General features: G+C 68.9%; 10 protein-coding genes and 1 pseudogene. 6 read left to right on the top strand and 5 right to left on the bottom strand.

Annotated elements, in window-relative coordinates; genetic code table 11:
- Positions 1 to 46 precede the first annotated feature (46 nt).
- Positions 47 to 958 (bottom strand): helix-turn-helix domain-containing protein, encoded by a 912-nt coding sequence (locus ACYR7D_RS22440; RefSeq protein WP_459546499.1) that lies wholly within the window; start codon positions 956 to 958, stop codon positions 47 to 49.
- 81 nt (positions 959 to 1,039) lie between these two features.
- Here ACYR7D_RS22440 and ACYR7D_RS22435 point away from each other — a divergent pair, with 81 nt between their 5' ends.
- From ACYR7D_RS22435 to ACYR7D_RS22425, 3 genes are read left to right on the top strand one after another with little or no spacing between them, the layout of a single operon-like run.
- Positions 1,040 to 2,203 (top strand): hypothetical protein, encoded by a 1,164-nt coding sequence (locus ACYR7D_RS22435; protein ID WP_459546498.1) that lies wholly within the window; start codon positions 1,040 to 1,042, stop codon positions 2,201 to 2,203.
- The gene (locus ACYR7D_RS22430) at positions 2,203 to 2,979 is read left to right on the top strand and encodes an SDR family oxidoreductase (protein WP_459546497.1); all 777 of its coding nucleotides are present in this window, start codon (positions 2,203 to 2,205) and stop codon (positions 2,977 to 2,979) included. The genes ACYR7D_RS22435 and ACYR7D_RS22430 overlap by 1 nt, the downstream gene beginning before the upstream one ends.
- Positions 2,980 to 2,991: 12 nt before the next feature.
- The gene (locus ACYR7D_RS22425; protein ID WP_459546496.1) at positions 2,992 to 4,164 is read left to right on the top strand and encodes a sulfotransferase family protein; all 1,173 of its coding nucleotides are present in this window, start codon (positions 2,992 to 2,994) and stop codon (positions 4,162 to 4,164) included.
- A 114-nt stretch (positions 4,165 to 4,278) separates the two neighbouring features.
- Here the strand turns inward: ACYR7D_RS22425 and ACYR7D_RS22420 are convergent, their stop codons facing one another.
- Positions 4,279 to 4,947, bottom strand: a complete 669-nt coding sequence (locus ACYR7D_RS22420) for a PaaI family thioesterase (RefSeq protein WP_459546495.1) — start codon at positions 4,945 to 4,947, stop codon at positions 4,279 to 4,281.
- 214 nt (positions 4,948 to 5,161) lie between these two features.
- Between ACYR7D_RS22420 and ACYR7D_RS22415 the strand changes: the two genes are divergently transcribed.
- The 3 genes from ACYR7D_RS22415 (at position 5,162) to ACYR7D_RS22405 (ending at position 7,936) form a co-directional block, all read left to right on the top strand.
- Entirely contained in the window at positions 5,162 to 5,617 is a 456-nt protein-coding gene (locus ACYR7D_RS22415; protein ID WP_459546494.1) for a thioredoxin family protein, read from the top strand.
- Entirely contained in the window at positions 5,614 to 7,020 is a 1,407-nt protein-coding gene (locus ACYR7D_RS22410) for a serine/threonine-protein kinase (RefSeq protein ID WP_459546493.1), read from the top strand. Before ACYR7D_RS22415 ends, ACYR7D_RS22410 begins: the two co-directional genes overlap by 4 nt.
- A 94-nt stretch (positions 7,021 to 7,114) precedes the next feature.
- Positions 7,115 to 7,936 (top strand): IclR family transcriptional regulator, encoded by an 822-nt coding sequence (locus tag ACYR7D_RS22405; RefSeq protein ID WP_459546492.1) that lies wholly within the window; start codon positions 7,115 to 7,117, stop codon positions 7,934 to 7,936.
- A 29-nt stretch (positions 7,937 to 7,965) separates the two neighbouring features.
- On the opposite strand, the gene ACYR7D_RS22400 is transcribed toward ACYR7D_RS22405, so the two are convergent.
- The 3 genes and pseudogenes from ACYR7D_RS22400 to ACYR7D_RS22390 all read right to left on the bottom strand — a co-directional run.
- A complete protein-coding gene (locus ACYR7D_RS22400) occupies positions 7,966 to 9,666 on the bottom strand; it encodes an FAD-binding dehydrogenase (protein ID WP_459546491.1) in 1,701 nt (566 codons plus the stop codon).
- A 68-nt stretch (positions 9,667 to 9,734) separates the two neighbouring features.
- A complete protein-coding gene (locus ACYR7D_RS22395) occupies positions 9,735 to 10,424 on the bottom strand; it encodes a biliverdin-producing heme oxygenase (RefSeq protein WP_459546490.1) in 690 nt (229 codons plus the stop codon).
- A 605-nt stretch (positions 10,425 to 11,029) separates the two neighbouring features.
- Positions 11,030 to 12,439, bottom strand: a pseudogene (locus tag ACYR7D_RS22390) (threonine/serine exporter family protein); the annotation flags it as partial.
- Between the last annotated feature and the right edge of the window lies 1 nt (position 12,440).

Raw genomic sequence — 12,440 nt, 5'->3', positions numbered from 1 at the left:
GAACACGTTTCTATGTATGGTCAACGGTCCGGCCGGAGCCTCGCGCTCAACGTCGCTCCGGGCGCCGCCCACCCGCCGCGGCGGTCACGGCGTCGGCGGCCGCGATCAGCGCGGCCCCCCGGCGCGCGATCTCGGCGCCCGTGATCGGTTTGCCGACGTACATGGTGAGCACCAGTTGCTGCCGGCCGTCCGCGTCGTAGGTCGGGGCGGCGAGCAGGCTCACCGGATGCTCTTTGCGTGGTCGCAGGTCCGCGCCCAGATACACTCGTTCGCCCAGCGTGGTGACCAGTTCGGCCACCGCGGAGCGCAATTCGTCGGGGAGTTCGTGCCCACCGACCCCGGCCAGGAGCGAGTACAGTTGCCGGCCCGCGCCGGTCATGCTCTCCACCAGATAGCCGCGCTCCCGGCATTCGGTGACGAGCCGGCGCAACCGGCTCTCGTCCTGGTGTAGCGGGACGGTGGGCGGGGTGGCCAGCCAGGCGTCGAATGCGGCGTCGGTATCCCACAGCACGTACATCAGGCCCACCGGCGGCGCGAAGCGGTAGGTCGCTCCGACCCGCACCATCGCCGGCCCGGCGCTGTCCAGGACGCTGATCCGCTCGCCCACAACCGCCGATGCGGTGCAGGTGGTGGCGTAGGCGGCGCTGAGCCGGGCCAGTTCGGGATGGGCGAGCGCCGCGATGGCGAAACTGTCCTGGGCCACCCGCCCTGCCGCGATGAGTGCCGGTCCGGGGCCGTACTCCTTGGTGCGTGGATCGCGGGTGAGATAGCCGGCGGCGGTGAGCTCGGTGAGGATGCCCAGGCAGGTGGGCTTGGCCAGGCCCAGGTCGCGGGCTGTTTCGGAGAGTGTGGCGCGCCGTCCGCGGCGAGCGGTCACATGGTCGAGTACCTGGATGACCCGCTGGGTGGGGACCGAACGCCGCCCGACTTCGCGAACCTCCGCCGCTCCTGTCGTCATTGACCGCTCCTAGAACACGTTCTAATGTCTGTAATAGAAAAATGTACCAGAGTGGTACATATATGGAACACCGGGAGTACCGTGCTGACCCAGCCTTTCGCGGACGCGATAGCCGCCGCCGAGGAAATCATCGAGAGCGCACCCCATATCCGCACCGAACAGGATCTGGCCGAGGGATACGACTACCTGGCGGGCAGTATCCGCGCCGCCATCCAGATGTCCTGGGCCTTCGAACGAGACTTCCCGTTCTTCGTCCAGTCCACCGGGCCGTACACGAAGATGGGCCTGGACAATCCGGATACGCTCTACTGGCACGCGAATCTGCGTCCCGACGCGGACTACATCGTCCACGGCACCCGGGGGAGCACCCGTGACCTGAGCTTCCAGGTGCTCAACGGCAACTACTCACCCACCGAGGTGCCGGGTGGGGAAACCGCGTTCGACGATCGGTCCATCGATATCGCCGCGGACGGCACCTACGAGCTGACCCTGGGACCCCGCCCGGGCGGGCGTAACCATATCCAGCTCGCTCCCGACTCCACCATGCTCGCGGTGCGCGAGGTCTTCGGCGACTGGATGAACGAAAAAGCCGGTACGGTCCGGATCAGCCGGATCGATACGGTCGGCACGGCCCCGCCGGCGATCGGTACCGACCTGATGGCCCGCCGCTACGAGGTCGCCGGCAAGATGCTGGTCTCCCGGCTGAAAACCTTTCTCGCGTTCCCCGAATGGTTCTATCTGAATCTGCCGGTCAACACCATGACCGAACCGCGGCGCACACCCGGCGGCCTGTCCACCCAGTTCTCCTCGGTCGGGCACTACGAACTCACCGACGATCAGGTCATGATCCTGACCGTGCCGAAATCCGATGCCCCCTACCAGGGTTTTCAGCTCGGCAGTATGTGGTATTTGTCGCTGGACTACATCAATCACCAGACCAGCCTCAATGCCGATCAGGCACGGGTGGACCCGGACGGGATGATCCGCCTGGTGATCAGTGAACGCGATCCGGGCCTGGTCAACTGGATCGAGCGGACCGGCCACGATCGCGCCTACCTGCAGTTCCGCTGGCAGCGGCTGTCGCGCGAGATGAAACCCGAGGACGGACCGACGGTGGAACTGGTGTCGTTCGGCGACCTACCCGACCGGCTGCCGTACTACGAACAGTCCCGGATCACCCCGCAGGATTGGAAGGCCCGGATCGCCGCCCGGCAGGCGGCGGTGGCGGAAAGGATGCTGGGCTGATGCTGCTGCAGGGAAAAGTGGTCGTCGTCTCGGGGATCGGGCCCGGGCTGGGGCAGGCGATCGCCGTCCGGAGCGCCAGGGCCGGCGCCGATGTGGTCCTGGCCTCGCGTACCGAGAAGCGACTGCGTTCGGTGGCCGGGGAGATCGAGGAACTGGGCCGCCGCGCCCTGGTGGTACCGACCGATATCACCGACGAAACAGCCGCTCGAAACCTGGCGGACGCCGCCCGAGACGAGTTCGGTCGGGTGGACGCGCTGGTGAACAATGCGTTCGCCATGCCGCCGATGGCCGACCTCACCGAGGTGGCGCTCGACGATCTGCGGGCGAGCCTGGAAACCAACGTCTTCGCCGCGCTGCGCCTGACCCGCCTGTTCGCCCCCGCGCTGGCCGAGACGAAGGGTTCGGTCGTGATGATCAACTCGGCGGTGCTGCGGCATTCCCGCCGGCCGTACGGTCCCTACAAGATGGCCAAAACCACACTGCTGGCACTGGCCCAGAGCCTGGCCACCGAACTGGGGCCGCGGGGGATCCGGGTGAATTCGGTTGCTCCGGGCTGGATCTGGGCCGACACCCTGAAATGGTATTTCGGCTATCTGGCCGAGGAACGCGGCGTCACCGCCGATGAGGTCTACGCCGAGACCGCGGCCACCATCGACCTGCGCCGGCTGCCCGAACCCGACGAAATCGCCGACGCCGTCGTCTTCTTCGCTTCGGAGATGTCCCGGGCGATCACCGGGACCTGTCTCGACGTCAACTGCGGCGAATTCCACCACTGAGGAGTAACCAGAATGATCGGCAGGGACGACGTCGGGACGATCGACGATCTGCACGCCTCCGCCACCACGGTGATCGGACTCGACGATTTCGGCACCGACGACTACCGCACCGGGCTCTCGGTACTACTGGACTCGTATGCCCGTGACGCGGAGCTGACGCCGTTCGGTAACAAGGTCAATCGCGCGTTCCTGCGCGGTGCGCTGATCGCGCGAGCCCTGAGCGAGGCCGGTTGGAAACAGCATCCACGCTACGCCGAGGTCCCGATCGAGCGTCCGATCTTCGTGACCGGGCTGCCGCGATCGGGCACCACGGCCGTCCACCGCTTGCTCACCGCCGATCCCGGGCACCAGGGTCTGGAGATGTGGCTGACCGAGATGCCGCAACCGCGTCCACCCCGGGACACCTGGGAACAGAATCCGGTGTTCCAGCGGTTGCAGGCCGGCTACGAGAAGCATCATGTGGAGCACCCCGAATTCATGGGCGTGCACCATATCTCCGCCGACCAGGTGGAAGAGTGCTGGCAGTTGCTGCGCCAGTCGGCGATGTCGATCTCCTACGAATGCCTGGCCTATCTGCCGCACTACTCGGCGTGGCTGCGTGATCAGGACTGGACCGCCGCCTACGCCCGCCATCGGCGGAATCTGCAGCTCATCGGGCTCAACGACCCGGGGCGGCGGTGGGTGCTGAAGAATCCGAGCCATCTGTTCGCGCTCGACGCCCTGCTGGCGGTGTATCCCGATGCGCTGGTGATCCAGATGCACCGCGTACCGCGCACCATCGTCGCCTCGGTGTGCAGCCTGAACGAGCAGGCGACGGCCGGCTGGTCGGAGAAGTTCCGCGGGCCCGTGGTGGGCGCGGCGCAACTGGAACTGTGGTCACGCGGCGCCCGGACGTTCCTCGAAGACCGGAAGAAGTATCCGGCCGCGCAGTTCTGCGATGTGTACTACGAGGATTTCGTCGCCGATCCGCTCGGCACCATCGAGCGGATCTACGCGCGGTTCGGGCTCGAACTCACCGATGCCGCCCGCCGGCGGATGGCCGAACTACACGGTGAATCCACCTCGGGCGCGGCGCGTCCGGCGCACCGTTACTCGCTCGCGGATTTCGGTCTCACCCCGGAGGAGGTCGACGAGGCCTTCGCCCCGTATCTGGCCGAGCACTACCCGGCTGACGACAGGAGATGATCCCGAGCCGGCCCGGTTCCTCGCCGATGGCCGCCGCCCCGGCGGCGAGGAACCAGACCGGCCGATGCGGGCCCGGCCGTCCCGATCGCGCCCACGCCACCGCGGTGGGTGGGTTCAGGGCTGGCCGGGCTTGAGTACGACGAACAGTCCGTGGGCCTCGGCGCACAACCGGTCGCCGTCGTGCAGGGTCGCCTCGATCCACACCTTGCGACCCTCCTGGCGTTCGGCCCAGGCGTGGAGTTGCAACTCCCGGTTCAACGGTGTGATCGACCGGTAGTCCACCGTGAGCGAGGCCGTCCGGGTGACCGCCCCGGAATACGCCGAACCCGCCAGGCCCATGAGGTCGTCGAAGCCGAGCGAGACGTATCCACCGTGTGCCGCGGCATTGCCGCCGAGATGGAAGGTGCGGTAGGTGATCCGCGCGTCCACGCCGTCGCGATCGACCCGGTCCACCTGATACGGCGGCAGGGTCACATTGCCCCGTGACGGTAGGTCGAAGCGGGTCCAGCCCGGGGCGTCCCATTCCTCACCGACGTGTGCGGCGAGCCGGTCGTTCAGCTTCTCCAGGATCCCCGCGGCCTCGAGGACCAGGTCGTCCGGGGGGACGGCCAGCCGGGCCCGGTCCATGAGCGTACGCACCTGTTCGATGAAATCACCGTAATGGGGCCCACCGCGGCTGGTGTCCATCGACCGGACGGCCTCCATCAGCTCCGACATCGGCCGGAACCCGCCCTCGTGGTGTTCGGCGTCGGGAAGCGCGTTCCCGGCCTCGTATTCGCTCATGAGAACACGTTATCGTCCCAGGTCCTGTCCGCCGGGGGCCGGGGCGGCGGGTACTGGTGCCCTGCCGGGGCGCCCCGACCGCGTAGGCTGCCGGATATCGGAGGCCCGGGGGTACGGTTCGCTCGGCAGCCGAGGCCCGTTCGTGCGAGGATTTTCCGGACGGGGGTGAGAACGCACGCGGGGCGGTCGGCTCGGGGCCGCCGGGAGGACGAGAATGCCGACGACGCCACTGACCCAGCAGGACTTCCAGACGGTCGTGGCCACCAATCACATTGTGCTGGTGGATTTCTGGGCCACCTGGTGCGGCTGGTGCACCCGCTTCGCGCCGATCTACGAGGCATCCTCGGAAACCCACCGCGATATCGTGCACGGCACGGTCGAGGCGGAGGCCGAACCGGCGCTGGCCGCCGCCGGCCAGGTCGACGGGTACCCGTGGATCATGGCGTTCCGCGAGGGCACGCTGGTGTACTCGAAGGCCGGCTTCCTGTCCGGAGAACAACTCGAAGAGCTCGTCCAAGAGGTCCGCTGGATGGATATCGAGGCCTTCCGCCGGGAACACGACCTGCGCACCCCGGCGATGGTGCCCGAGCCCGACAACCCCCTCGCCGGTCGCGCCGGCCTCGCGCCGGGGCCGCAGGCCTACGGGTGGCCGGGACTGCGCACAGCGTGAACAGGAGTCTGGCACCCGGGCAGGTTTTCGCGGGTTACCACATCGAACGTCTGCTGGGCAGTGGCGGGATGGGGGAGGTGTACCTGGCCCGGGATCGTGACCTGCCGCGACCGGTGGCCCTGAAACTACTGAGCCCGATCGCCGGTGACGATCGCGATATCCGGGCCCGTTTCCTGCGCGAGGCGGATACCGCCGCGCGGCTGTCGCATCCGAATATCGTGGCGGTCTACGCCCGCGGCGAGGAGCAGGGCCGGTTGTGGATGGCCATCCAGTACATCGAGGGCACCGACGTGGCGGAGGTTCTGCGCCATGGGCCCGTCCGGCCGGAGCACGCGGTGCGGATCACCGAGGAGACCGCGCGGGCACTCGATCACGCGCATGCGGCCGGGGTGCTGCACCGGGATGTGAAACCGGCCAACATCCTGCTCGAGTGGGGCCCCCAGCAGCAGGTGTACCTCTCCGATTTCGGTATCGCGAAAGCCCTCGACCGTTCCGACGGCCTCACACGCACCGGTGAGTTGTACGCGAGTTTCCACTACGCCGCGCCGGAACAGTTCGAGATGCGCGCCGATATCGATCGGCGCGCCGATGTGTACTCACTCGGCTGCACCCTCTACTACATGCTGACCGGACGGCTGCCCTATCCCGCGGCCACCACCGGCGCGCTCATCAACGCCCATCTCAACGCGCCGGTGCCGCGGCCCTCGGAGGTCGACCTCCGCCTGCCCTCCGGTTTCGACGCGGTGATCGCCCGGGCGATGGCGAAGAATCGTCATGAGCGCTTCGCCACCTGCGGCGAACTCGCCCTCGCGGCCCGCCGGGCGCTCATCGAACCGGCCGTGACCATACCGGCCCGGTTGCCGGCACCCGCCGTGCCCGCCCGGCCCCGGCGCGTGCGTCGCCGGCTGCTCGCCGGGCTGGGCGGTATCGCCGCCGCGGTGGTCTTCGTCACCGCGTTCTGGCTGACGGGGCTGTTCCACCGGGCCGACAGCAGAGAAGCGGCGCCGCCGCCCCCGGCGGACGCGAAGACCGCCGCCGAACAGGCCGCCTGCGCGTACACCGAGCTCGTGGCGACCTACGACTACGACGACCCCGCGGGCTGGGAACAACGGGTCCAAGCCGGTGCCACCGGCCAGTGGAAGAGCCAGGCCGCGACCGTTCTGCCCATGGCGCGGGTACTGATCGCCTCGGATCCGGAACGTTCCCGGGCCGGTGAGAGCAGCTGCACGGCGACGATGAGCGACGGGGATACCCGCGCCGAGGTACAGGTGCAGCTCACCACGCTGAACGCGGAACCCGGCGCGGCGGAGACACCCCGGGAGCTGTCGGTATCCACGGTGATGGAACTCGTCGACGGCCGGTGGCTGTGCAGTGTTTTCAACGCGCCCTTCATGCCGAGCTGAGTGTGATGGTTCACACAGCTTCGAAAGGGGACACGGTCGCTACCGTCCGATTCGCTGCGCATAAGCTGGCCGGGCTGCACGATGGAGGTAAGTCTTGACGGTCGAGGTGCTGGCCGACCCGGAGCCGGGTGGGTCGTGGCGGGGTGGGGAACAGCCGGCCCGGCCGGTCCCCCCGGTGGCGATGATCGAGCGGATGACGCTCATACTGGATGCTTTCGAACCCGCGATGCCCGTGCTCACCCTGCACGACCTGGTGGAACGTACCGGTCTGCCCCGTTCGACGGTGCACCGCATCCTGGACCAGATGATCCGGCTACGGTGGTTGGCGCATTCCCCCGGGGGCTACCGCTTGGGCCTGCGGATCCTGGAATTGGGCGGGCTCGCCGCCGGCCACAACGAATTGCGCACGGTGATCGGCCCACTGCTGCACGAGCTGTGCCGGCGCATCGGGACGGTGGGTCACCTCGGGATCCTGGACGGCCGGGACGTGCTGTACCTGGACAAGACCGGCGGGCGGCACAGTGCGGCGGTCCCGACGCGGATCGGCGGCCGGCTGCCGGCGCACAGCACCGCGCTCGGCAAGGCCCTGCTCGCCAGTCTCGACCCGGGTGTGGTGGAGACCTCGCTGCGGGATCAGCTCCCCAAACTCACGCCCCGCACCATCGGTGATCGTCTGGAACTACACCGTGAGCTGGCCCGGATCCGGGGCAGGCAGGGCATCGCGGTGGACAACGAGGAAGCGGTCAGCGGGATCGGCTGTGTGGCCGTACCGGTGCGCCGCCGCGGCGTGGCGGTAGCGGCGCTATCGCTGACCACCCGGATCGGTGCCGGCCGCCCGGCCATCGATACCGGCCGGCAGGCGCGCCAGCTGGCCGCCCTGGCAGCCGAGGCCGGGCGGCTGCTCTCCCGGGACTGACCCCGGCGGCGTCGAGCGGCCGCCGGGCCTCAGGCCGAGCCCAGGCTGCCCGCGATCGCGCGACCCGCGGCCCGGCCCGAAAAGATGCAACCGCCGAGGAAAGTGCCTTCCAAGGCGTTGTATCCGTGTACTCCGCCACCGCCGAACCCGGCGACCTCCCCGGCGGCATACAGGCCGGGCAGCGGGGTGCCGTCGGGGCGCATCACCCGTGAGTCCAGATCGGTCTGCAATCCGCCCAGGGTTTTGCGGGTGAGGATATTGAGCCGCACGGCGATGAGCGGTCCCGCCGCCGGATCCAGGATCCGGTGCGGTTTCGCCACCCGGGCGGTTTTGTCACCGAAGAAGGTGCGGGCGTTGTGGATCGCGGTGATCTGGGCGTCCTTGCTGAATCTGTTGGTGATCTCGCGATCGCGAGCGACGATCTGCCGCTCCATCTCGGCGTAGTCCAGCTGCGGTCCGCGGGCGAGCGCGTTCATTCCGTCGACGAGTTCGCGCAGCGTATCGGCGACCACGAAATCGACGCCGTGTTCCTTGAACGCCTCCACCGGCGCCGGCGCGCCTGCGGTGAAGCGGCTGCGCACCGTCGCCAGCCGGTCCTTACTGGTGATATCGGGATTCTGTTCCGAACCGGAGAGCGCGAACTCCTTTTCGATGATCGCCTGGGTCAGTACGAACCACGAGTAGTCGTAGCCGGTGGCCAGAATCGCCTTCATGGTGCTGTTGGTATCGAATCCGGGGAAGCACGGCGCCGGTAGCCGCGTGCCGGTCGCGTCGAACCACAGCGACGAGGGGCCGGGGATGATCCGGATCGCGTGATCGGGCCAGATCGGGTCCCAGTTGTTGATGCCCTCGGTGTAGTGCCACATACGGTCGCGGTTGACCAGGGCCGCGCCCGCCGCCTCGGAGATGCCGAGCATCCGGCCGTCCACATGCGCGGGCACGCCGGAGATCATGGTGCTCGGGGCCGGTCCGAGCCGGTCCACCGGCCAGTTCTGCCGAATGAGTTCGTGGTTGTGTCCTATTCCGCCGGAGGTGACCAGTACCGCCCCGGCCCGCAGTTCGAACTCCTCGATCACGGTGCGGGACGAGGCCACTGCGCGCGGGAGTTCGGTCGGTTCGAGGACGCTACCGCGCACCCCGGTCACGGCACCGTCCGTGACGATCAATTCGTCGACCCGGTGCCGGAACGCGAAGCGCACCAGGCCCTCGCGCTCGGCCTGCAGCACCGGATTCAGGAAGGCCTCCAGGACGCCGGGGCCGGTACCCCAGGCGATATGGAACCGCGGAACCGAGTTGCCGTGCCCGTCCGCGAGGCCGCCCCCGCGTTCGGCCCAGCCGACCAGCGGCGTCACCCGCACTCCGAGTTCGTACAGATAGTCGCGTTTTTCGGTGGCCGCGAAACGGACGTAGGCCTCGGCCCACTGCCGGGCCCAATGGTCCTGGTCGTCGCGGTCGAAACCGGCCGAGCCCAGCCAATCCTGCAGCGCCAGCTCATAGGAGTCCCGGATACCCAGACGCCGCTGCTCCGGGCTGTCCACGAAGAACAGCCCACCCAGCGACCAGAACGCCTGCCCGCCCAGATTGTTGCGGTTCTCCTGATCGAGGACGAGTACCCGGTGTCCGGCCCTGGTCAGTTCGTAGGTGGCGACGAGCCCGGCCAGCCCGGCGCCGACGACGATCACCGGGAACTCGTCGGCGGATACCTGGCCGGCAGGAGAGGTTTCGGACACGGTTCACCCTTCACTCGCGGTGTCTACCGGCGGGAATGTATCAGACTGGACAATGGTCCAGGGTGCGTTCAGCCCGGCTGCCGGGCCGGGAATTCCGCGGCCAGTTCGGCGAACAGCGCCCGGTTCAGCTCGAAGGCGCGTTTGCCCTCGTCGAGGATGCGGCGCTGTTCGAGTTCGTCCACCCCGATCCGGTCGAGCAGCGACCGGTATTCCCGTTTGAACGCCGCCGGGTTGCCGATGCGGTCGAACACATAGAAGCGCACCCCGTCACCGCGGTGGGGTAGACCCCACAGTTTCTCGGCGTTGCCGCGGATCACCTGCCCGCCGGAGAGGTCCCCGAGGTAGCGGGTGTAGTGATGCGCGATATAGCCACCCGGCCAGGTGCGTGCGCATTCCTCGATACGGGCGGCATAGGCGGCGGTCGCCGGTAGCGGAGACAGTTCCTCACGCCAGCCGGGCCCGGCCAGATGGAGCAGATCCCGCTCGAGTTCCGGGGTCCGGGCCAGTTCCGGTTTGATGAAAGGCCCGGCCACCGGATCGCCGGCGAGGGCCTCGGAATGCGTCTCCAGCGCGCGGTAGACGAACCAGAGCTGGCCCGTGTAGTACAGGTACGAATCGATCCCCAGCGTTCCGTCGAGCATCTCGGTGATGAAGGTCGAGTTCTCCGCGGCCTCGTGCTCGCGGGCGGTTGCCTCGCGGATACGGGTGGAGAACGGGGGCAGGGAAGGGTCGGTGGTTTCGGGGGTCTTTTCCGGCATGGAACGAACCTTCCTACGTACGCGGCGCGGGATCCGCCACACGCCTCGGCGCTCCGTGCCGCGCGGTGCCCGGAGACACCGCGCGGCCGTCGGCGGTCGACAATCCGACCATACCGGCCGGGACCCACCGGTGGTGTGCGTCGTCAGCGGCCGTCCGGCCGCAGTGCGGCGGGCAGTGGCTCGGTGGGCGCGAGCCTCGATTCCGCGATATCGGCGCCCACGGCCGCGCCGACCCCCACCGCCTCCGGGAGTGGGCCCAGCGGTAGGGCCTCCGTGGGCAGGAAATCCTCGGGGCCGCTCGGCGGCATCAGATCCGCCGGGAGCGAGGAGAGATCGAGCATCTCGGTGGGAGGTGCCAGCGGAGCCGCGGCGGACAGGTCCGCGACCGCCGGTCCCGGCTCCAGGTCGCGAGTCCAGACACCGCGGTCGAACTCGGGGACCGGTGCCGCTCCACGGCCCATCGGACCGGTCACCTGCGGCAGCCGTCCGGCCGCCGGGAATTCGACCGGCAGACCCAGCGGCGTACCGGTGGCCGCGGGGACCGGCGGGAGCGTCGAGGCCGGTCGGCGCCCCAGCGGTGTGCTGCGTCGTTTGCCGAGATTCACCGCCGGACGCCGTTTGAGCTTCACCACCGGCCGGCGCAGGGCGCCGAAGCGCCGCAGGATCGGCGGGCGGCGTACCGTCCGGTCGAACCATTCACCCAGGGTCACACCACCGGCCAGCGCGCAGCCGATACCGAACGCCGCCAGCAGTTGGTCCGCGCCGCGGGCCAGTTCGTCGTTGAGCAACCCGTAGAGCCCGCGGTACACGCTCAGACCCGGTAGCAACGGCGTGATACCGGCGAGCGCGACCACCAGCGGAGGCGTGAGGGCGCGCCGGGCGAACAGGCCACCGACCATACCGATCACGATCGCCGCGGCGCCCGAGGCGATCACCGGGCCGAACCCGGCGGTGATCACCATCGAATAGCAGATGGTGCCCATCGCGCCGCTGCCCGCCGCGGCCGCCAGCGCCCGCCGCTCCGCGTAGCAGGCCAGGGCGAAGGCCAGCGCCGCCGCGGCGCCCGCCACCACCTGGACCGGCAGGTTCGACAGCGCGTGCCCGGGGCTGAGGTCCAACGGCACGGGGGCATCGAAGATTTCGCCCACCCGCAGGGTGAGGGCGATACCGGCGATGATGCCGCCGGTCATCATCAACAGCTCGAGCATTCGCGCGGCCGCGGTGATCGGCGCCCCGGTGATCGCGTCCTGTACCGAGCCGACCAGGCTCAGACCACTGAGCAGCACCGTGATCCCGGCCGCGATGATCAGGGTGGGACTGACCGAGATACCGAGCGGTGCGGCGATTGCGGCCAGCACCACCGCGGGAGTCGCGGCGATCGCGCCGCCCACGAGGTGCTGGAAGAAGAACGGCAGGCCGTAGCGATTCAGCACGCGGTTGGTCCGGTCGATCGCCAGGGTGGTGACGAAGCTCAGCGCGGTGACCAGGAAGCCGCCGCCGAGCAGCAGCGCGATCGCGGCCGCCATGAGCGACCAGCCGAAGGTGGCCGTCCACCGATGGTAGGGGTGGGGAGCGGTGGTGATCGCGTCCAGCGCCGCGCGCGCTTCCTGCGGCGGTACCACCTCGCTGCGGATCCGGCGGGTGAGCCGGTCCACCGCGGCGAGCCGGGTGAAGTCCAGCGAGCGGTACTGCACCACCCGCATGGAACTGGCCGGTGGCAGCCGCGGACCGCGGTGCACATAGATACGGATCGAGTTGTAGGTGACCTCGACGTCGCAGGCGGACATGCCGTAGGTGGCGGCGATGAAACGGACGGTGGTCTGGGTATCGGTGACGGCCGAACCCGAGGCCAGCACCACTTCGCCCACGCGCACAGCCAGATCCAGCACCTCGGCGACCGCCGCGTCGTCCGCCAGATCGATGGGCTGCAGGGGAGCCGGGGCGGAGACGATGGTGTCGGCGGTGGCGGGACGGTCGGCCACCAGCTTGCTGATGGCGCCGGTGATCACGGGCAGG

Source organism: Nocardia sp. X0981, from assembly GCF_977089955.1.
This window is presented reverse-complemented; position numbering and strand designations above follow the sequence as displayed.